This window comes from Pseudomonas petroselini (assembly GCF_045037875.1).
GTDB lineage: Bacteria > Pseudomonadota > Gammaproteobacteria > Pseudomonadales > Pseudomonadaceae > Aquipseudomonas > Aquipseudomonas petroselini.
The window spans coordinates 2,119,844-2,139,763 of the sequence record NZ_CP173614.1; the positions used below are offsets into that span (position 1 = coordinate 2,119,844).

The window sequence follows — 19,920 nt, forward strand, 5'->3', positions numbered from 1 at the left end:
CATGAGTATTTTTTATTGCGCAGAAACGGGCGGTTTTTATCTGCCCGGCATGGAGCCGTCTGACAAGGCCTGCCAGGAAATCACCAAGGCGCGTCACGCCGAGCTTCGTGCCGAAAACGCCGCCGGAAAGATCATTGCGACTGATCATCAAGGTTTGCCTGTCGCCATTGATCCGCCAGAGCTAAGCAGCGAGCAAATGGCCACCAAGGAGCGCGCATGGCGTGATCGACAGTTGACGTCCGCGACCGGTATACGAGATAGGCATAGGGATCAGTTGGAGCTGGGTATCCCTACGACGTTGGTTCAAGATCAGTTCGCTGCGCTGTTGAGCTACATACAAGTGTTACGTGACTGGCCGCAGTCAGCAGAGTTTCCCCGTCTGGAAAAACGCCCGGAGCCGCCTGCCTGGCTTGCCGAACAAGCCGAATAAACTCACCCCCAAAACCGCCTCCCGCGGTTTTTTTTCGCCTGGAGATTCCCTCTTATGCCCACCCGCCAAACCTACACCGTCCTCATCCCATTCCCCACCGGCGCCGGCCATTGGTCCACCGTCGGTCAGGAATTGGAGTTGCTGGACGTTGAAGCATCCGCCCTGCGCACCGCTGGCCGTCTGGAACTCACCAGCGTCCTTAACACCACCCCGGCCAAAAAGGCCACTACCAAGAAGGCTGACTAACCATGGCTGAGGTTCTGAACTTCGAGCACAACGGCATCACCGTGAATGCCACTGAATCTCCCGAGGCCATGGGTGGCCTGGGTGACAACGTGATTGGCCTGGTCGGCACTGCGCCGAAGGCCCATGCGTCGATCCCGAAAAACGCGCCGTTCCGTATCAACAGTTTCACCACCCAGGCACTGCTGGACCCCACCGGTACCGAGTCGGGCACGCTGTTCCACGCGGTCTACCAGATCCTCAAGGTGGTCAAGGTGCCGGTCTATGTGGTGATCGTGGAGGAGGGCGCGACCCCGGCGGACACCCTCAACAATGTAATCGGCGGTGACGAGCCGGTTACCGGTCGCAAGCTGGGCCTGGCTGCACTGGCCAGCGTGCCGGAAGACCTGACCATCATCGGGGCTCCGGGCTTTACCGGTACCAAGGCCGTGGCCGGCGAGTTCGCCTCGTTCGGCAAGCGCATCAAGGCCCGCGTGGTGCTGGACGGCAAAGACGCAAGCGTTGCCGACCAAGTGACCTACAGCGGAGAACTGGGCGGTGCCGACCTGGGCTTCGACCGTTGCCTGCTGGTGCACAACATGCCGTCGGTGTACTCCAAGGCGGCGAAGAAGAACGTGTTCCTCGCGCCATCGTCCCTGGCTATCGCGGCGCTGGCCAAGGTCAAGCAATGGGAAAGCCCGGGCAATCAGGTGACGTTCGCCGAGGACGTTTCCCGCGTGGTTGAGTACAACATCCTCGACACTTCGACCGAAGGCGACCTGCTCAACCGTTATGGCGTGAGCTACTACGCCCGCACCATTCTCGGCGGTTTCTCGCTGCTGGGTAACCGCTCCATCACCGGCAAGTTCATCAGTTACGTCGGCCTCGAAGACGCCATCAGCCGCAAGCTGGTCAAGGCCGGCCAGAAAGCCATGGCCAAGAACCTCACCAAGTCCTTCATGGACCAAGAGGTCAAGCGCATCAACGATTGGCTGCAAACCCTGGTCGCCGACGAAACCATCCCTGGCGGCAGCGTGTACCTGCACCCGGAGTTGAACAGTGTCGAGAAGTACAAGAACGGCACCTGGTTCATCGTCATCGACTACGGCCGCTACGCGCCAAACGAACACATGATTTATCAACTCAATGCCCGCGATGAAATCATCGAGCAGTTCCTGGAGGACGTTCTCTAATGTTTACCAACCGAGTCAGACAGGCCATTGCGGCCACCCTTCAAGGCCTGCCGTTGTCCGCGACGGTGGACTCCTTCACGCCGCCGAAGATCGAGTTCGAAATGGAAGCCATGACCGGCGGCCGTTTCATTGCCGAAGAAATGGCCAAAAGTGGCAAGCCTTTGACCGCCACCTTGATCCTGCAAGGTGCCGGCCCGGAAATCATGCTGGCCCTGGGCGTGCGCCTGGGCGATGACATCCTGCTCAACGTGCGTGAAGCCGGCCAGGACCAGGACGGCAAGACCTATTTCACCTACCACACCGTTGGTGGCAAGCTCAAATCCTTGAGCGAGGCGGCGATGGTGATGAATACCAAGGCCACCACCACGCTGGAGCTGTCCTGCCGCACCTACAACCGCCTGGAAAACGGCATTCCGGTGATCGACATCGACGTGCGCACCCAGAAGTTCGTGCTCAACGGCGTCGACATTCTCGGCGATGCCCGCCGCGCCGTGCTGATGCCGTAATCCCCCGGGGGCGGGTTCGCTCGCCCCCCCTACTTCACCAAGGAGCTGCCCCATGGCCTGGATGCCACCGCTGCACCGCCTGCTCTCGCCGATCAACGCCGACACCGGCGCGACGATCGAACAGGTGCAACTCAAGCCGCTGTACTACGCCGCGCAAAAAGAAGCGCTGGCCCGGGCCGGTGATGACGAGGATGACCAGTTCTTCGAACTGGCGAAACTCGCCACCGGCCTGTCGGAAAAAGAGCTCGACCAACTCAAGCGCCCGGACTACGTGACCATTGCCCAATACGTACACGAGATGTCGACACGTCCCGCGTCGTTTTTCCTCGGCACGCCGGCGGAATCGGGCCACGACCAGCCCGTCCACTTGCTGCTGCCCCTCGATGCTGCCGGCCGTACCTTTACCGAGTTATCCTTGGAAATGCCCGCCCTGCGCGCGACCAAGGTGATGAAGAAACTCGCCACCAACAAAGAGCGCGCCGAGTTCATCACCGCTCACTGCAGTGGCTTGATGATCCCTGATCTTGCCGGCTTGACCGTACCCGACTGGACCGAACTGCAGGCGCGCATCGACGATTTTTTAAATCAACCGGCGGCCTTCTTTCGCAACGCGACATCGAAGTGATTCTCGATGTGGTGCCGCTGGTTTACTCGGTAACTGAAGCGGAGATCCTCGACTGGGATGCCGCCAAAGCGTTGCGCCGCTACGACATCGCGATCACTCGCCTTGGGGTTAAACAGGAGTAGAGCGGGATGCAGGAAACTAAATATGGGATCAAGCTCGCCCAGGAGGACTTCCGCTGGATGATCGGCGAGGCCGATCTCGGCAATGTGCTCGCACCGTTTTCCGCCAGTGCCGCGGCACCTGTGAGCCTGGAGGCTGCCTCGCAGCCACAGTTGGAGCTGCGCTCTACGCTGGTCACACTCAGTGTGGACATCAACGCCTTGACCCAAGAGCAAGTGCGACTGCGCGAGACGTTGGAGACGCTTAACAGTACGTTGTTCATCAACAGCGATTCCCTGGCGCCCAGGGCGGCTGATGTCGCCACGAGTGCGTTGAAAGATGAACCCAAGGCGCCCGCTGAGGGGGCTGTGATGGGCATGGTCAAGGCTGTTGGCGGCGAATTGTGGGATGCGCTGAAAGGCAAACTCGCAGAAAAGGCCATTGACGGGCTTCTGGACCCGATCAGCAAGAAGATCAAAGGTCGCAAAAAAATCGGTGGGCGTGGTTCAGGCCTACTTAACCTGTTCGGGCAAACCCGTCAGGCCCTGGGCAGCTCGCCACCCAGCATTCAGCCGGGTGTCGCCTCGCAAGGCGTTCAATCTTTTGCCGGGGCAAACATCGCAGCGCCAAGGCCCAACCTGCCAAACGGCCCCTCGGGGGCCTTGACCGATACCGTTGCCACACTCGGAACCGTCGGCATCCGGCGGCTCGCCCCCTTGAGAACCGCCGAAGCCGCCCTGGACGTGATCCAGGGCGTGCGCCACGGCGATGCCAACGCCATCGGTTCCGGCCTGAGTACCGCCGGTGGAGCCTGGGCCGGCGCCTCTGCCGGCGCAGCCATCGGCACTCTGGTTTTACCCGGCGTAGGCACTGCCGTCGGCGGCGCGATCGGTGGTCTGCTGGGCAGTGAGGCGGGCGCCTGGTTGGGGGACAAACTGTTCGGTTCGAGTGATCGCTTGCCGTCACCGAACGCGGTCAGCAAAGAACTCAACCATGCGCGCCCGGACAACGTTCAAGTCTCGATCGCCCCCAGTATCCAGATCACCGGGGTCAATCCTGCCGACGCCCAGCAGGTGGTCAACCAGGTTATCCAGGCCCTGCAATTCCAATGTGTGCCGATGCTCACCGATGCGTTGGGGATCCGGCGCAACGCGGCTTTGGCCGATCCAGGAGGTGATTGATGCGACAGCAAATGGTACTGGGCGCCTTTATTTTTGGCCTCTCCCGAGGGTTTGCCTATTCCACGTTGGCCCGTAGCAGCGATGGCGGCTGGAGCGACCTGGCGATAATCGCCAGCAAGCCGCAGTCGCGGCAGAGCGGCCAGAAGCTGGAAAAACTTACGTTCAGTGGCACGGCCATGTACGGCATCGGTATGCAGCGACTGGATGAATTGCGCGCGCTGCAAAATCAGCGCACGCCGTTGCCGCTGGTGGATGGGATCGGCCGTAACTGGGGCTTGTGGCGGATCAACTCGGTGATGGAAACCCAGAACAATGTGATCGATGACGGCACCGCCATGGTCATGACCTGGAGCCTTGAGCTGGAGGAATTCGTCAATGCGTAGAGTGCGAAGTATCGCCGGTGATTCGGTCAACCTGCTGCTCTACCGCGAGCTTGGGCGTTGCGATGATGGCGCCGAAGAAACCTTGTGGCGCCTGAACCCGGCCCTTGCCGAGTACGGTCCGGTGCTTCCGGCCGGTGTGTGGGTGAGCGTGCCTGAAATGCAATCGCGGCCGACTGCGTTGCAGCCTGTTCTGGCATGGGATTGAGGAGGTTTTATGGCACAGGGATTTACGCCGATCGTGGAGTTTTACGGCGCCAACGCGGCGTTGCTCAATCAACGCATCATGCGTTGGAGTCACACTGACGCGGCGGGCATAGAGTCTGACCGGCTGGAACTGACGCTCAATATCGAAGGCCTTGAAGGCCTGCCAAGCTTGAGCGGCAAGGTCGGCATGCGCGTGGGTTACTCCGAGTCGGGGCTGGTAGAGAAGGGCGAGTTCGTCATCACCCAGCGAACCCCCGTGCTGTTTCCCATGCGCCTGATGATCGTGGCGACGGCCGCGCCTTTCAGCGTGGGCGACCCACACGGCTACCGTCAGCGTCGTTCCGCCAGTTACGGGCCTACCACCCTGGGGGCGCTGTTTCGGCAATTGGTCGGCCGGCATGGTTTTTCACCGCGTGTGGCGCCGTCGCTGGAGGGCATTCCGATTGCCCACATCGACCAATCCAACGAAAGCGATATGGCGTTTATCACGCGTCTGGCCAGGCGCTATAGCGCGGTGACCAAACCGTTCAACGAGCTGTATGTGCTGGCAGAGGCCGGGCAAGTCAAATCGCTGTCCCTTCAACAACTGCCGGAGGTGAAATTGTCCGTGACCCAGGACAACCGCCCCGGTGACCACGCCTTCATCACCGCCACGCTCAACGACAACGCGCGCTCCAAATACGGGGGCAGCCGTGTCACCTGGTGGGATGTTGCCGGGGGCAAGCAGCACGTGGTTGAGATCGGGGTCGCGCCGTTCAAGACCGTGCGCCAGCGGTGTCAGAACGAAGAAGAAGCGCGTGCCGTCGCCGAAGGTGAGTTGCGCCGTGTGGGGCGGGAGGGGCTGGAGCTGTTGATCGATTGCCCCGGCAACCCGTTGTTGGCCGCCGAAGGGCTGTTGCGCCTGGACGACACCTGGCCGACGTACATGCAGGGGCAATGGTCGATAACCAAGGTCATCAATGTGGGCGACCCGGTGACGGGTTATCGCAGTTCGATCACGGCCGGTGGTTTGTCCACCTAGGGGGCTTTCAAGGTGAGTGTGGTGGTGATAACTCAGCCTCAATTGATTCAAATCATGCCAGGAGCCCGCCGTGTAGCGGGCCTTTTTTTACCCGCGTTGAATGCGGCTTTTATTCGTTACGAAATCAACAGCATGCAGCGTGCCGCTGCTTTTCTCGCGCAGATCGGCCACGAGTCCGGCGAACTGCACTACGTGCGCGAACTCGGCAGTGACGCCTATTTGAGCAAGTACGATACCGGTGCATTGGCTGCGCGCTTGGGCAACACGCCCGAGCCGGATGGCGATGGCCAAAAGTACCGAGGCCGCGGGCTGATCCAGATCACCGGTCGGCGCAATTACCTGGCTTGCAGCCAGGCGCTGTTCGGTGATGAACGATTATTGCGTGAGCCGGTGTTGCTGGAGCAACCCCAATGGGCCGCCGAGTCCGCCGCCTGGTTCTGGCAGAGCAATGGCCTGAACGAGCTGGCGGATAAGGATCAGTTCACCACCATCACGCGGCGTATCAACGGCGGGCTCAATGGCCTGGAAGACCGTTTACGCTTGTGGGCGCGGGCGAAGGCGGTGTTATGCGCTTCTTAGGCGTAAGCCGCCTCATCGGCGCGTGCTTGCTGGTGGCGCTGACCTGGCAGGTGCAGGCCTGGCGCCATGCTGCGCAGCTTGAACATGTGTTAATGACGCAGGCGCAGGCGTTATCTGCGCAAAGCCAGGCAGCCTTGCATCAACAGCAGGCTGAACACGCCAAACGGCTGGCCCTTGAGCAACAGCTCAACGCCAGTGACCAACACCATGCGCGGGAGTTAAGCGATGCCCAACGTCACCAGGCTGCTCTGCGCGACCGCCTGGCCACTGCTGATGTGCGGTTGTCAGTCCTTCTCGACGCCACCGAGTCCACCAGTGGCTGCACAATGCCAGCCTCCGCCCCCGCCAGCAGCGTGGTTCATGCAGCCACGCGAGCCCGACTTGACCCGGCGCATGCTCAGCGAATTATCGGCATCACCGACGACGGAGACAACGCCCTGATTGCCTTGCGCGCCTGCCAGGCCTATGTGCGCGCGGTCGCCCGTTAATCTCTTGTTCCAGTCTGTCGCTTGCATGAGCGATTTGCTCCTGTAGGGTAGGCAAATCCCCGCCCACTTCTGGAGACGACCGTGAAGGAAATCACTCAATTGGCTGCTGAACTGGGTCGCCGCTTGCAGGTGCTCAATGCGCATGTCACCACCGCCGAGTCCTGCACCGGCGGCGGTATCGCGGAAGCCATCACGCGGGTCCCGGGAAGCTCGGCCTGGTTCGAGGCGGGTTACGTCACGTATTCCAACCGCCAGAAGACCCGGCAGTTGAATGTGCCGGAAACGTTGTTTCCAAAAGTCGGCGCGGTCAGCCAGGAAGTGGTGGAGGCGATGGTCCGTGGTGCACAGGAAAAAAGCCTCGCGCGATTTGCGGTGGCGGTCAGCGGCGTGGCGGGGCCGGACGGTGGTTCGCCGGACAAACCGGTGGGCACTGTATGGCTGGCCTTTGGCGTTGGTGACGAGCTGACGGCCGAGCTGCAGCACTTCCCCGGCAACCGCGACGAGGTCCGCCGACAAACGGTAAAGGCCGCGTTAGAGGGCTTGTTGCGACGAGCTGCAGCAGAAATAGAAAATCAGGGGTAGGCGATCTCCGATCTTTGTGGAACAATACTGTCTACTTATACAGGTGTTGGCCGCCCCGGCCTTATTGATTACGTGAGGACTTTAATGGACGACAACAAGAAGAAAGCCTTGGCTGCGGCCCTGGGTCAGATCGAACGTCAATTCGGCAAAGGTGCCGTAATGCGTATGGGCGATCACGACCGTCAGGCGATCCCGGCTATTTCCACTGGCTCTCTGGGTCTGGACATCGCGCTCGGCATTGGCGGTCTGCCAAAAGGCCGTATCGTTGAAATCTACGGTCCTGAATCTTCCGGTAAAACCACCTTGACCCTGTCGGTGATTGCCCAGGCGCAGAAAATGGGCGCCACCTGTGCGTTCGTCGACGCCGAGCACGCCCTCGACCCTGAATACGCCGGCAAACTGGGCGTCAATGTTGACGACCTGCTGGTTTCCCAGCCGGACACCGGTGAGCAAGCTCTGGAAATCACCGACATGCTGGTGCGCTCCAACGCCATCGACGTGATCGTGGTCGACTCAGTGGCAGCCCTGGTACCTAAGGCTGAAATCGAAGGCGAAATGGGTGACATGCATGTGGGCCTGCAAGCCCGTCTGATGTCCCAGGCGCTGCGTAAAATCACCGGTAACATCAAGAACGCCAACTGCCTGGTGATCTTCATCAACCAGATCCGTATGAAAATCGGCGTGATGTTCGGTAGCCCGGAAACCACCACCGGTGGTAACGCGCTGAAGTTCTACGCTTCGGTCCGTCTGGATATCCGCCGTACCGGCGCGGTGAAAGAAGGTGACGAGGTGGTGGGTAGCGAAACCCGCGTTAAAGTCGTGAAGAACAAAGTGGCACCGCCTTTCCGTCAGGCTGAGTTCCAGATTCTCTACGGCAAGGGTATCTACCTGAACGGCGAGATGATCGACCTGGGCGTGCTGCACGGTTTCGTCGAGAAATCCGGTGCCTGGTATGCCTACAACGGCAGCAAGATCGGCCAAGGCAAGGCCAACTCGGCCAAGTTCCTGGCGGACAACCCGGACATCGCTGCCACGCTTGAAAAGCAGATTCGCGACAAGCTGCTGACCGCAGCACCAGACGTGAAAGCTGCCGCCAACCGTGAACCGGTTGCAGAAGTTGAAGAAGCTGACACTGACATCTGAAGCAAACGATGACTGTTGTACTGGATACACTCGTCGCCGTTCGGCGCACCGCAATGGACCTGCTCGCTCGCCGCGAGCATGGTCGAGTCGAGCTGACGCGTAAATTGCGTCAGCGCGGCGCGGAGCCCGAGATGATCGAAACTGCCCTCGACCGCTTGACGGAAGAGGGGCTGCTTTCCGAGTCTCGTTACCTTGAAAGTTTTGTCTCCTACCGAGCCCGCTCCGGCTACGGCCCAGCGCGCATCCGTGAAGAGCTGAGCCAACGTGGTCTGCAACGTGCGGACATCGACCTTGCCCTGCGTGAGTGCGATATCAGTTGGCAGGCGCAGCTTGAAGACACCTGGCGACGCAAGTTCTCTGGCCATCTACCGATTGATGCCAGGGAGCGTGCGAAGCAGGGGCGATTCCTGAGTTATCGCGGGTTTTCGATGGAGATGATCAGCCGCTTGTTGAGCGGTCGAGACATGGACGACTGAGTATCTCGTTGTACAGACTGTTGTGGTGAGCGGGCGTACCGTGGCTAGGGCGCTGGCAAGGGAGCTTGTTGTGGCAAGGGAGCTAGCTGTGGCGAGGGCGCTTGTTGTGGCGAGGGAGCTTGCTCCCGCTGGGCTGCGAAGCAGCCCCATCACCATCACATCCCCCCCACTGAGCCCCCCCAAAAAAAGACCCACTATGAAAATAGTGGGTCTTTTTTTTTGCCCTCAAAAAATCAAGCCGGCTCCGGTGCCACCCGCTGCTGCGCCTTCCCCTGAGCCTGCGCCCAGTTCTCCGGCAAGTTGATGTAATCCACCAGCTCCCGCAACCGCCCTTGATCGCGACCATTGAAGTTGAACACCAACCGCGTCAAATGGCCGAACCTCGGCTCATCATGCTCCTCGCCGGTGTACGCAAGCTGCTGAAACTCCCCGCTCAACCGCAGGCTGGCAAACTCACTCTGCAGATGGGCCAATGCCCGGTCACTGAGTGGGTGATGCATGCGCACCACAAACTCACGCTTCAACCAGCGTGTGGAATGGAAGTTGGCATAAAACTGGTTGATCTCTTCAACCGCCTCTTCGGCGCTGTACACCAGGCGTACCAGCTTGAGGTCGGTGGGCAGGATGTAGCGGTTGGCTTCCAACTGGCTGCGGATAAAGTCCAGGGCGCCTTGCCAGAACCCGCCGCCTGGCGCGTCCAGCAGCACCACCGGCACCAGCGGGCTCTTGCCGGTCTGGATCAGTGTCAGTACTTCCAGCGCTTCATCCAGGGTGCCAAAACCACCCGGGCACAAGACCAATGCATCGGCTTCCTTGACGAAGAACAGCTTGCGGGTAAAGAAGAAGTGGAAAGACAGCAGGTTCTCCGTGCCATCGATGGTCGGGTTGGCATGCTGCTCAAACGGCAGCGTGATATTGAACCCCAAGCTATGTTCCAGGCCCGCGCCTTCGTGGGCGGCGGCCATGATGCCTCCGCCCCCGCCAGTGATCACCATCAGGTCCGAGCGCGCCAGTGCAGCACCAACTTCTCGGGCCAGGGCGTACAGCGGGCTTTCCACCGGAGTGCGTGCCGAACCGAACACGGTGACCTTGCGTCGGCCCTTGAACTGTTCCAGTACGCGGAAGGCGTGGTCGAGTTCGCGGATGGCTTGCAGGGTGATTTTGGCGTTCCAGCGGTTGCGGTCGTCCTGGGCCATGCGCAGCACGGTGAGGATCATGTCGCGATACAGAGGGATATTAGGGCTGTTGGGAGCGATCAGCTGGAGTTGGGCTTCGACCTGCTGGGTAAGGTCGGCGCCGTTTTCTTCAAAATGCCGGAGCAGGCTGTCATTCGGTTCGTAAGGCATTCAACTTCTCCTTCTTCACAGAGGCGGGGCCTGCGGCGAGAAATTCGTCCGGCGGCCGCGACACTGCATGTGTCGCTGCATGCCCAAGGCATTGCACATGTTCGCCAGGCGGCAAACGGGCTCTGTATGTTCCTTGTGATTTAAAAACCTTTGCACTGCACGTCGCAGGAGGGCAACCCTCTTTTGCCCTGAAAATGTTACAGAACGGCGTGAAAACCGTTGTGAACGGGCGGTTGGGATGGCTTGATCATGGGCCGAAAAACCCTTGGCTGGCAACCGCTTATTGGTCACTCATCAGGGAGTTTAGCCGCGTACAGGGCGTTGAAGCGGGGGGAGTGCGCGCCACCGGACAGCAGCGCGCGACGGTCAGGCCAAGGTTACTTTTTCTTCTTCGCCGCAGCCGGTGCCGGGCAATCCGCTTCGACGAACTTTACCGATGCCACAGGACGGTTGGTCTTGTTCTCGGTGATCTCGTAGCGCATTACCGCGCCCTTGGCCATCAGCTCGCGGTAGCCTTTGTTCAGGCACACGCTCTGGCCCAGTTGGAAATACACCGCCTTGGGGTTGGCGCGCATCTGTTCGGCGCGGTCGGGCAAGACGCTGAGGTGATCGATCAGCTGCATGCCTTCTACGGTGTAGGCGACTTCCAGGGTTTTTTCGTCGATTTCCCGGGGCAGGTCCTTGTTGCTCTCCGCCGCGACGCTTTGCAGCTTGCGGTTCATTTGGGCCTCCAGCAGCGAGGCCGCCTGGGCGCACACGGGCAATACCAGCGCGAGGGCGACGGATGGGGCGACAAAACGCAGCATGGAACGCAGCATGAAACTCTCCTGATTCGGTTACTGGTGCATAGACCAGCCACTGCGCTGTGCGTTCAGTGGCGCGCAATTATAGGTGAGCCCCTGCCACTACAGCCAGGCGTATCGCTGGTAAACTGCCGCCACTTCCGCCTACCACGAGTTTTTACCGTGTCGATTTACCCGTTCCCACGGCGCATCCGATGAGCCACGCCGTTTCCCGCCTGCGCACCCAGCGCCTGGCCCGCGCCGTCCGGCCGTTCCTCAACCGTGGTTCGCGTGCCGAACGTTGCCCCGGCTGCCGGGTCATCCCTGAATACTGTCTGTGTGCCTGGCGGCCCAAGGTCGCGGCGAAATCCGCCATGTGCCTGCTGATGCATGACGTTGAGCCGATGAAACCCAGCAACACCGGCTGGCTGATCGCCGATGTCATCGACGACACCACGGCGTTCGCCTGGTCGCGTACCGAAGTTGAGCCTGAATTGCTCACTTTGCTGGCCGACCCACAATGGCAGCCCTATATCGTGTTCCCCGGCGAATTCGTCGCGCCCGAGCGTGTCGTCAGCGAAGTGACGGTGGCAGAGGGCAAGCGCCCATTGTTCATCTTGCTCGATGGCACCTGGAGTGAAGCGCGCAAGATGTTCCGCAAAAGCCCCTACTTGGAGCATCTACCGGTACTCAGCCTGGCGCCGGAACAGCTGTCACGCTACAAACTGCGTCGTTCCAAGCGCGACGACCACTTCTGTACCGCCGAAGTCGCCGCCCTGTGCCTTGAGCTGGCGGATGACCAGGCCGCCTGCGAAGTACTCGACGCCTACCTGGACGTGTTCAGCACCCATTACCTGGCGGCCAAGTTCCAATTACCCCTAGACCCGACGGACATCGTCCATACTCGTCTTGCGCCCTATGTAACGGCGGTATAACCAGACGACGTTTGCATGATGGCACCCTAAACCCGCACGCCGCTAAAATGCCCATGGGCGTAGTGCTTGACCCCCCAGGCTACGCTGGGCATGCTGGGCGCCGATTGGGGTGCAACCGTGAATTTTTCGACGTCGTTCCAGGGGCTTTTGACGTTGAGCGTGCCCTGTGGCGATAGCTGCCTGGCTGTCGCCTTGTGTACTGGCGAACCCTGAACCCATCAGGGCTCCCATAAAAAACAGGATCATTTAATCAATGGCCACATACGAAATCCTGATAGCCGACGACCACCCGCTGTTTCGCAGCGCGCTGCACCAAGCAGTGACCCTGGGCCTTGGCCCGGACGTGCGCCTGGTCGAAGTGGCCAGCATTGCCGAGCTGGAAGCCCGCCTCACCGAAAAATCCGACTGGGACCTGGTGCTGCTCGATCTGAACATGCCCGGCGCCTACGGTTTCTCCGGGCTGGTGCTGTTGCGTGGGCAATACCCGCAGATCCCCGTGGTGATGGTCTCCGCCCAGGAAGACGCCGATGTGGTGGTGCGCTCCAAGGAGTTTGGCGCCAGCGGTTTCATTCCCAAGTCCAGCGCGATGGAAGAGATCCAGAAAGCCGTACGCGCCGTGCTGGATGGCGATCTGTCCTGGCCGCCGCAGGCGTTTGAAGAAATCAATGTGTCCGACGAGGCCAAGGCCGCCCGTGATGGCCTCGCCAGCCTGACGCCCCAGCAGTTCCGGGTGCTGACCATGGTCTGTGAGGGCTTGTTGAACAAGCAGATTGCCTACGAGCTGAGCGTGTCGGAAGCGACGATCAAGGCCCATGTGACGGCGATCTTCCGCAAGCTGGGCGTGCGTACACGCACCCAGGCGGCGCTGCTCTTGCAACAACTTGAGTCAATTTCGCAGCACTAGGCGTTCACCGCTTCACGCTTTTTTGACTTTGCGTGATCTAGTTTCCCCACTCCTTTGGTTCAGTTGCCTATCTCTATGTCGCCTTTCAAGGGTCAAACCGGTATCAAACGTATTTTCAATGCAGGGGGATATTCCCTGGACGGCCTGCGCGCAGCGTTCACCGGCGAGGCGGCGTTCCGCCAACTGGTGCTGCTCAACGTGATCCTGATCCCGGTGAGCTTTTTCCTGAATGTCAGCCGGGTCGAGCGGGCCTTGCTGATCGCCGTGTGCCTGCTGGCGTTGATCGTCGAGTTGCTCAACTCGGCGGTGGAAGCGGCGATCGACCGCATCTCCCTGGACCGCCATCCACTGTCGAAAAACGCCAAGGACATGGGCAGCGCCGCCCAGTTCGTCGCGCTGACCATGATCACTCTGGTGTGGGCCGTGATCCTGGTCTGACCCTCAGGCAATGCTCGGCAGCACGATCTCGTCGCTGCGCTGGACCCCGGCGGTGAAGGCGCGGCACAACTCCAGGAACTCGCGCATGGCCGAGGTCTGGTACTTCTGTTTATGCCAGATGAAGTAGAACTGCCGGGCCAGGTCCAGGTCCGGGGTTTCCACCGGCACCAGGCTGCCACGGCGGAATGCATCGCGCAGCGCCAGCCGCGAAATGCAGCCGATCCCCAGCCCCGACTCCACCGCACGCTTAATCGCCTCGGTGTGTTCCAGCTCCAGGCGGATATTCAGCGTGCTGCGGTGGTGGCGCATGGCTTGGTCGAACGTCAAGCGCGTGCCCGAACCCTGTTCACGCAGGATCCACGCTTCGTGGGTCAACTCATCCATGCTCGCCATGCCACGCTTGGCCAGATGATGCTGCGGCGCACAAAACACCACCAATTCATCCTCGACCCAGGTTTGCACCTCGATATCCGGGTGGCTGCAGTCGCCTTCGATTAGACCCAGGTCAATTTCGTAATGCGCGACCTGGTGCACGATATGGGCAGTGTTCTGCACATGCAGCTTCACCTGGCTCTCGGGGTGCTGTTGCATGAAGCTGCCGATCAGCAGGGTGGCCAAATAGTTGCCGATGGTGAGGGTAGCGCCGACCGCCAGGGAGCCAAAGCCGGACTTGCCGTTCAGCAGGTCCTCGATCTCCTTGGCCTGGTCCAGCAGCGCCACGGCTTGAGGCAGCAACTGGTGGCCGAGGGCGTTGAGGCTCAGGCGTTTACCGGCGCGGTCGAATAATTGGCAGCTGGATTGACGCTCCAGCTCAGTAATTGAAGTGCTGGCGGCGGATTGAGATAAGGCCAGAAGGCCAGCAGCGCGTGAGACGCTTTCCTGCTGGGCGACGGCGACGAAGACTTGCAGTTGACGGAGAGTAAATCGCATATCGATATAACCGATAACCCTTATCTTAATAATCCAGTTAACAGATATTGTCGCCGCCATTAGAATGCTGTGCAATTGCGCATCCACACCTTTGGCGCAGACCCATTTCCAGGAGTCCCCCGTACATGAGCAACATGAACCACGAGCGTGTCCTCAGTGTTCATCACTGGAACGACACTCTGTTCAGCTTCAAGTGCACCCGCGATCCGGGCCTGCGCTTCGAGAACGGTCAGTTCGTGATGATCGGCCTGCAACAGCCCAACGGCCGCCCGCTCATGCGCGCTTACTCCATTGCCAGCCCGAACTGGGAAGAGCATCTGGAGTTCTTCAGCATCAAGGTGCCGGATGGCCCGCTGACTTCCCAATTGCAGCACTTGAAGGAAGGCGACGAGATCATCATCAGCAAAAAACCGACAGGCACCCTGGTGCTTGACGATTTGAAGCCGGGCAAACACCTGTACCTGCTCAGCACCGGTACTGGCCTGGCGCCATTTATGAGCGTGATCCAGGACCCGGAAACCTACGAGCGTTTCGAAAAAGTGATCCTGTGCCACGGCGTGCGTTACGTCAACGAAGTCGCTTACCGCGAATTCATCACCGAGCACCTGCCGCAGAACGAATTCTTCGGCGAGGCCCTGCGTGACAAGTTGATCTACTACCCGACCGTGACCCGCGAGCCGTTCGAAAACGAAGGCCGCCTGACCGACCTGATGCGCAGCGGCAAGTTGTTCAGCGACATCGGCCTGCCGCCGATCAATCCTGAAGATGACCGCGCCATGCTGTGCGGCAGCCCAAGCATGCTGGACGAAACCAGCGAAGTGTTGAACAGCTTCGGTCTGAAGGTTTCGCCGCGCATGCGTGAGCCGGGTGATTACCTCATCGAGCGCGCGTTCGTCGAGAAATAAACACCGGTCAAAAAAATGTGGGAGGGGGGCAATCCCCCTCCCACATTTTGTTTCCGGTTTATTCAGTTAGCTGGCAGCACTTCAAGCACACAAATCACCCCAGCCTCCGGATAGTGCCAACGCACATCCACATCCCAGAATTGCGCACCGTATTCCCGCTCTGGTCCCGGTGTCTGGTACGCCGGCCGTGGATCCTGCGCCAAACACTGATCGATCAATTCCACCAGCGGCTCGCCAAGGCGCTGGGCATGGCCTTGTGCCTGTTGCAGGGCGGTCTTCAGCCACTGCACGGGGATCAACTGCGGCGCACCGCTGGCGATGTCATTGGTGGCCGTGTCGACGATGTCGGCATACGGCACGTACGGCTTGATATCCAGCACCGGCGTGCCATCCAGTAAGTCGATCCCGGAAATCCACAACCGCCCCGGTTCCACCTTGTCCAGCTTCACCACCGACTGGCCAATGCCATTGGGTCGATGGGTCGCGCGCGTGGCAAACACGCCCATGGACGTGTTGCCGCCCAGGCGGGGAGGGCGCACTTTCAGGCGGGGTTTGTCTTCCAGCGCCTGGTGGAACAGGAACAGCAGCCATACATGGCTGACCTGTTCCAGGCCCTGCACCGCGTCACCGCCGTCGAACGGCGCCACCAGCTCCAACACACCACGGGCGGCCGGCGCCAGCTGTGGTTGGCGTGGGATGGCAAACTTCTCCTTGAAGCAGGAGCGCACGAACCCGACGGGCGAGACGTTGTAACTCATGGCTTACGCACGAACCCGCAGCGTCAGGCCCTTGAGGAAGTTGCGCAGCAGCTGGTCGCCACAGGTCCGGTAGTTGGTGTGGCCGAACTTGCGGAACAGCGCGCTCAGCTCAGGCTTGGACACCGGAAACTCGGCGGCCTTGAGGATCGCATGCATGTCGTCTTCCTTCAGTTCGAAGGCCACGCGCAGTTTCTTGAGGATGATGTTGTTGGTCACCGGGGTCTCGATCGGCTGCGGCGGGCGGCTTTCGTCCTTGCCGCGCTTGAAGATCACCAGGCCATCGAGGAAGTGGGCCATGACCTCATCCGGGCAGAACACGAAGCCTTCTTCCTCATCTTTCTTGAGGTAGGTCAGCAGGTCTTCTTTGGTGACTTCCATGCCGCCGAGCTGGGTGATCTCGACCATCTTGTTGTCGCTGATGTCGAGCATGTAGCGCACGCTGCGCAGTACGTCATTGTGAATCATGGTGGGCAATCCTGGTTTTCAACGGTGGACACCGCCCAGGCAGGCGATGTCGATAATAGGGGAGCGGCTTAGAACTTCTCTTTGCCGGACAGGTACCGCCATTGGCCCACTGGCACTTTGCCGATGGACACGCCGCCGATGCGGATGCGGCGAATAGCGATAACCTTGAGGCCAACCGCTTCGCAGAACAGTGCGATGACACCCGGCTGCGGGTTCTTCATCGCAAAGCGCAGGCGGTTCTCGTTCTGCCAGCTGGCTTTGACCGCCGGCAGCTCTTTGCCTTTGTAGGTCAGGCCGTGGTTAAGGCGGTTGAGGCCGTGGGCAACCATGTCGCCTTCGACTTCCACCACATATTCCTGCTCGATCTTGGCGGCATCGGCGGTCAACTTGCGCAGAATCTTCCAGTCCTGGGTAAATACCAGCAGGCCGCTGGCCTTGGCTTGCAGGTCGGCGCTGGCGGTCAGGCGCAGGAAGTGGCCCTTGAGCGGGCGCTTGCTGAAGCGGTGCTCTTCGGACAGGGTTTCGGCGCTGATCGAGGCCATCGCCGTTTCTGCGTCCATACCTGCCGGCGCGTGCAGCAGGATGGTCACCGGCTCGGGCACGGTGGCCTTCGCTTCGGGGTCGAGTTCGACTTTCTGGGTGGTGACCTTGAACTGCGGCTCGTCGATCACTTCACCGTCCACCGAGACCCAGCCGCCTTCAATGAACAGCTCAGCCTCCCGACGGGAGCAACCGACCAGTTCGATAAGGCGTTTGGAGAGGCGTATGGGGTCAGTCATGACAAGGGCCGTAACAAAAGGGGGCGGCTATTGTACCTGCCTGGCGCCGGTTAATCCCGGCCCCATTTCAGTGCTTTGTCTTTTTGTGGGTGCTGCGTTTCGTCAGCCACTGCGCTGTTGCTGCTGGCACAAACGCATACGCAGTAACGGATACGGCTGTCCCAGGCCATCATGCTCCGTGCGTCCGATCACCTCGAACCCCTGTTTGAGGTAAAAGCCCAGCGCCTGCGGGTTCTGCTCGTTCACTTCCAGCTCGTCGGCGTTCATATGCTCGATCGCATAGCGCAGCAATTGCCGGCCAAGGCCCTGGCCCCGGTATTTCGGGTCGATAAACAACATTTCGACTTTACCTGCGGCCACCCCGGCAAACCCGGTGATGCGTTGGTGCGAGTCTTTGGTGCAAATCAGCATCACCGTGTCCAGATAGTGAGTCAGCACCAGGTGCCTCAGGTGCTCGATGTAGCTATCCGGCAAAAAATCATGGGTTGCCCGCACGGAGGACTCCCATATTTCAGTCAGTTTTTGATAATCGCTGGTTTTAGGTGTGTGGATAACCGAATGCCGACGCATGCTCGCTGCCCCTGCCGATGATTGGCGATGGGCAAACGATAGACCTAAAAAAGCCCCACATCTTGATCAGATGCAGGGCTTTTTACGGGGTTACCGATCAGTCGCGCTTTTCAGCCCACAGGTCGTATTCGTCGGCGTCGGTCACGGTGCACCAGACCTTGTCGCCCGGCTTCAGGCCGCTGGCGTCGTCGATAAACACGTTACCGTCGATTTCCGGCGCATCGAAGAAGCAACGGCCGACGGCGCCTTGCTCGTCGACTTCATCGATCAACACTTCGATTTCCTTGCCGATACGCAGCTGCAGACGCGCCGAGCTGATGGCCTGCTGGTGCGCCATGAAGCGCTCCCAGCGGTCCTGCTTGACGTCGTCCGGCACCACGGCCAGGTCCAGCAGGTTGGCCGGGGCACCTTCGACCGGCGAGTACTGGAAGCAGCCGACGCGGTCCAGTTGGGCTTCGGTCAGCCAGTCCAGCAGGTACTGGAAATCTTCTTCGGTTTCGCCGGGGAAGCCGACGATGAAGGTCGAACGGATGATCAGTTCCGGGCAGATCTCGCGCCAGTTCTTGATGCGCGCCAGGGTTTTGTCTTCGAAGGCCGGGCGTTTCATGGCCTTGAGCACCTTCGGGCTGGCGTGCTGGAACGGGATGTCCAGGTACGGCAGGATCTTGCCGGCGGCCATCAGCGGGATCAGTTCGTCCACGTGCGGGTACGGGTAAACGTAGTGCAGGCGCACCCACACACCCAGGCTGCTGAGGGCTTCGCACAGTTCGGTCATGCGGGTTTTCACCGGCGCGCCGTTCCAGAAACCGGTGCGGTACTTCACATCGACGCCGTAGGCGCTGGTGTCCTGGGAGATCACCAACAGCTCTTTGACCCCGGATTTGACCAGCCGCTGGGCCTCATCGAGCACGTCACCGACCGGACGGCTGACCAGCTTGCCGCGCATCGACGGGATGATGCAGAAGCTGCAGCTGTGGTTGCAGCCTTCGGAAATCTTCAGGTACGCATAGTGGCGTGGGGTCAACTTGATGCCTTGCGGCGGCACCAGGTCGATCAGCGGGTTGTGGTCCTGGCGCGGCGGCACTACGTCGTGCACGGCGTTGACCACCTGCTCGTACTGCTGCGGGCCGGTCACCGCCAACACGCTCGGGTGCACGTTGCGGATAGCGCCTTCTTCCACGCCCATGCAGCCGGTCACGATGACCTTGCCGTTTTCTTTGATGGCTTCGCCGATCACTTCCAGGGACTCTGCCTTGGCCGAGTCGATGAAGCCGCAAGTGTTGACCACCACCACGTCGGCGTCCTGGTAGGTGGACACAACGTCATAGCCTTCCATACGCAGTTGCGTGAGGATGCGCTCGGAGTCGACCAGAGCCTTCGGGCAACCCAGGGAAACAAAGCCAACCTTGGGGTTGGCTTTTGCGATGGTGGTGGACATGTCTAACCTCGGTATTGAATGACGCCGCCAGTCGTGCACGACAGGGCTGCGGATGGGCACTTGGTGTGCCTCTGATCAAAAAGTGCGCAATTCTAGCGACGGGCAGCGCACTTGACCAGCTTTATGCAGGGAAATGCGACGAGTGCTGCAGTGGGTCATTCGCGCGGCCCTTACCCCGCTCTTAAACCCGGATGTCTTGCTCCGCGCGGTGCGAGACAACTTTAGACATGCCTACACCTAACGCCTGAAGCACTTTCAGGAGGGTGGAGAGCTTTGGATCGCCGCCCACAGCGATGGATCTGTAGAGATTTGCTCTATTTACCATTCAGTCAAGGGTGAACACTGTCCTGTGGCGAGGGAGCTTGCTCCCGTTGGACTGCGTAGCAGTCCCTGCATTCTCAAACAATGTACTGGGGCCGCTTCGCGCCCAACGGGAGCAAGCTCCCTCGCCACAAGGTACTTTTTACCCTTTCTACCTCCTAACTGACTGGCATTATCAAAAATGCCCTGTTCTCCAAATCACTTCAACAGCGAAATG

At 60.2% G+C, this 19,920-nt stretch carries 27 protein-coding genes and 1 pseudogene; 19 read left to right on the forward strand and 9 right to left on the reverse strand.

Translation table 11 applies throughout. The annotated features are described in order from the left end of the window. The first annotated feature begins 1 nt into the window (after position 1). The 15 genes from ACI512_RS09830 (at position 2) to recX (ending at position 9,132) form a co-directional block, all read left to right on the forward strand. On the forward strand, positions 2-430 hold the full coding sequence (locus ACI512_RS09830; RefSeq protein WP_236381927.1) for a phage tail assembly chaperone: 429 nt from the start codon (positions 2-4) through the stop codon (positions 428-430). 54 nt (positions 431-484) lie between these two features. Continuing rightward, positions 485-676: a hypothetical protein gene (locus tag ACI512_RS09835; protein WP_064054914.1), complete on the forward strand. Its 192-nt coding sequence runs from the start codon at positions 485-487 to the stop codon at positions 674-676. Between the two features lie 2 nt (positions 677-678). After that, a complete protein-coding gene (locus ACI512_RS09840; protein ID WP_012722510.1) occupies positions 679-1,845 on the forward strand; it encodes a tail protein in 1,167 nt (388 codons plus the stop codon). After that, the gene (locus ACI512_RS09845) at positions 1,845-2,351 is read left to right on the forward strand and encodes a phage major tail tube protein (RefSeq protein WP_012722511.1); all 507 of its coding nucleotides are present in this window, start codon (positions 1,845-1,847) and stop codon (positions 2,349-2,351) included. The genes ACI512_RS09840 and ACI512_RS09845 overlap by 1 nt, the downstream gene beginning before the upstream one ends. Before the next feature lie 52 nt (positions 2,352-2,403). Beyond that, entirely contained in the window at positions 2,404-2,976 is a 573-nt protein-coding gene (locus tag ACI512_RS09850; RefSeq protein WP_046034451.1) for a phage tail assembly protein, read from the forward strand. After that, complete coding sequence (locus tag ACI512_RS09855; RefSeq protein WP_012722513.1) at positions 2,973-3,098, forward strand: hypothetical protein; 126 nt, start codon at positions 2,973-2,975, stop codon at positions 3,096-3,098. The genes ACI512_RS09850 and ACI512_RS09855 overlap by 4 nt, the downstream gene beginning before the upstream one ends. 6 nt (positions 3,099-3,104) lie before the next feature. Next, positions 3,105-4,256, forward strand: a complete 1,152-nt coding sequence (locus ACI512_RS09860) for a glycine zipper domain-containing protein (protein ID WP_236381925.1) — start codon at positions 3,105-3,107, stop codon at positions 4,254-4,256. Beyond that, a complete protein-coding gene (locus tag ACI512_RS09865) occupies positions 4,256-4,639 on the forward strand; it encodes a phage tail protein (RefSeq protein WP_046034453.1) in 384 nt (127 codons plus the stop codon). Before ACI512_RS09860 ends, ACI512_RS09865 begins: the two co-directional genes overlap by 1 nt. Next, positions 4,632-4,844 (forward strand): tail protein X, encoded by a 213-nt coding sequence (locus tag ACI512_RS09870; RefSeq protein ID WP_231809605.1) that lies wholly within the window; start codon positions 4,632-4,634, stop codon positions 4,842-4,844. Before ACI512_RS09865 ends, ACI512_RS09870 begins: the two co-directional genes overlap by 8 nt. 9 nt (positions 4,845-4,853) lie before the next feature. Continuing rightward, on the forward strand, positions 4,854-5,864 hold the full coding sequence (locus tag ACI512_RS09875; RefSeq protein WP_236381923.1) for a contractile injection system protein, VgrG/Pvc8 family: 1,011 nt from the start codon (positions 4,854-4,856) through the stop codon (positions 5,862-5,864). 21 nt (positions 5,865-5,885) lie between these two features. Next, entirely contained in the window at positions 5,886-6,443 is a 558-nt protein-coding gene (locus ACI512_RS09880; protein ID WP_236381921.1) for a glycoside hydrolase family 19 protein, read from the forward strand. Then, complete coding sequence (locus ACI512_RS09885) at positions 6,431-6,931, forward strand: lysis system i-spanin subunit Rz (protein WP_236381919.1); 501 nt, start codon at positions 6,431-6,433, stop codon at positions 6,929-6,931. The genes ACI512_RS09880 and ACI512_RS09885 overlap by 13 nt, the downstream gene beginning before the upstream one ends. 81 nt (positions 6,932-7,012) lie before the next feature. Beyond that, positions 7,013-7,513, forward strand: a complete 501-nt coding sequence (locus tag ACI512_RS09890) for a CinA family protein (RefSeq protein ID WP_012722520.1) — start codon at positions 7,013-7,015, stop codon at positions 7,511-7,513. Between the two features lie 84 nt (positions 7,514-7,597). Beyond that, entirely contained in the window at positions 7,598-8,656 is a 1,059-nt protein-coding gene (gene recA / locus ACI512_RS09895; RefSeq protein WP_012722521.1) for a recombinase RecA, read from the forward strand. Positions 8,657-8,664: 8 nt separating this feature from the next. Next, positions 8,665-9,132 carry a recombination regulator RecX gene (gene recX / locus ACI512_RS09900; RefSeq protein WP_236381916.1) on the forward strand — a complete coding sequence of 156 codons (468 nt, stop codon included), beginning with the start codon at positions 8,665-8,667 and terminating at the stop codon, positions 9,130-9,132. 233 nt (positions 9,133-9,365) lie between these two features. Here the strand turns inward: recX and ACI512_RS09905 are convergent, their stop codons facing one another. Next, positions 9,366-10,478 (reverse strand): TIGR00730 family Rossman fold protein, encoded by a 1,113-nt coding sequence (locus tag ACI512_RS09905; protein WP_012722523.1) that lies wholly within the window; start codon positions 10,476-10,478, stop codon positions 9,366-9,368. Positions 10,479-10,855: 377 nt separating this feature from the next. Then, positions 10,856-11,296: a PA3611 family quorum-sensing-regulated virulence factor gene (locus tag ACI512_RS09910; RefSeq protein WP_034102440.1), complete on the reverse strand. Its 441-nt coding sequence runs from the start codon at positions 11,294-11,296 to the stop codon at positions 10,856-10,858. 179 nt (positions 11,297-11,475) lie between these two features. Here ACI512_RS09910 and ACI512_RS09915 point away from each other — a divergent pair, with 179 nt between their 5' ends. The 3 genes from ACI512_RS09915 (at position 11,476) to ACI512_RS09925 (ending at position 13,537) form a co-directional block, all read left to right on the forward strand. Continuing rightward, complete coding sequence (locus tag ACI512_RS09915) at positions 11,476-12,195, forward strand: tRNA-uridine aminocarboxypropyltransferase (RefSeq protein ID WP_236381915.1); 720 nt, start codon at positions 11,476-11,478, stop codon at positions 12,193-12,195. Positions 12,196-12,448: 253 nt separating this feature from the next. Then, positions 12,449-13,099: a response regulator transcription factor ErdR gene (gene erdR, locus ACI512_RS09920; RefSeq protein ID WP_405121754.1), complete on the forward strand. Its 651-nt coding sequence runs from the start codon at positions 12,449-12,451 to the stop codon at positions 13,097-13,099. A gap of 69 nt (positions 13,100-13,168) precedes the next feature. Next, positions 13,169-13,537 (forward strand): diacylglycerol kinase, encoded by a 369-nt coding sequence (locus ACI512_RS09925; RefSeq protein WP_173390397.1) that lies wholly within the window; start codon positions 13,169-13,171, stop codon positions 13,535-13,537. A gap of 3 nt (positions 13,538-13,540) precedes the next feature. Here the strand turns inward: ACI512_RS09925 and ACI512_RS09930 are convergent, their stop codons facing one another. Further along, positions 13,541-14,467, reverse strand: a complete 927-nt coding sequence (locus ACI512_RS09930; protein WP_012722528.1) for a LysR family transcriptional regulator — start codon at positions 14,465-14,467, stop codon at positions 13,541-13,543. A gap of 125 nt (positions 14,468-14,592) precedes the next feature. On the opposite strand from ACI512_RS09930, the gene fpr reads away from it, so the two are divergent. After that, entirely contained in the window at positions 14,593-15,372 is a 780-nt protein-coding gene (gene fpr / locus ACI512_RS09935; RefSeq protein WP_003189055.1) for a ferredoxin-NADP reductase, read from the forward strand. Positions 15,373-15,434: 62 nt separating this feature from the next. On the opposite strand, the gene tsaA is transcribed toward fpr, so the two are convergent. The 6 genes and pseudogenes from tsaA to ACI512_RS09965 form a co-directional block, all read right to left on the reverse strand. Further along, complete coding sequence (gene tsaA / locus ACI512_RS09940) at positions 15,435-16,130, reverse strand: tRNA (N6-threonylcarbamoyladenosine(37)-N6)-methyltransferase TrmO (RefSeq protein WP_012722529.1); 696 nt, start codon at positions 16,128-16,130, stop codon at positions 15,435-15,437. A 3-nt stretch (positions 16,131-16,133) separates the two neighbouring features. Continuing rightward, complete coding sequence (locus tag ACI512_RS09945; RefSeq protein WP_012722530.1) at positions 16,134-16,595, reverse strand: DUF1456 family protein; 462 nt, start codon at positions 16,593-16,595, stop codon at positions 16,134-16,136. Positions 16,596-16,663: 68 nt separating this feature from the next. Then, positions 16,664-17,374 carry an rRNA pseudouridine synthase gene (locus ACI512_RS09950; protein WP_236381657.1) on the reverse strand — a complete coding sequence of 237 codons (711 nt, stop codon included), beginning with the start codon at positions 17,372-17,374 and terminating at the stop codon, positions 16,664-16,666. 102 nt (positions 17,375-17,476) lie between these two features. Further along, positions 17,477-17,944: a GNAT family N-acetyltransferase gene (locus tag ACI512_RS09955; RefSeq protein ID WP_064054925.1), complete on the reverse strand. Its 468-nt coding sequence runs from the start codon at positions 17,942-17,944 to the stop codon at positions 17,477-17,479. A gap of 97 nt (positions 17,945-18,041) precedes the next feature. After that, on the reverse strand, positions 18,042-19,382 hold the full coding sequence (gene rimO / locus ACI512_RS09960; RefSeq protein WP_046034459.1) for a 30S ribosomal protein S12 methylthiotransferase RimO: 1,341 nt from the start codon (positions 19,380-19,382) through the stop codon (positions 18,042-18,044). 181 nt (positions 19,383-19,563) lie between these two features. Then, positions 19,564-19,698, reverse strand: a pseudogene (locus ACI512_RS09965) (DNA-binding protein); the annotation flags it as partial. Positions 19,699-19,920: the final 222 nt, after the last annotated feature.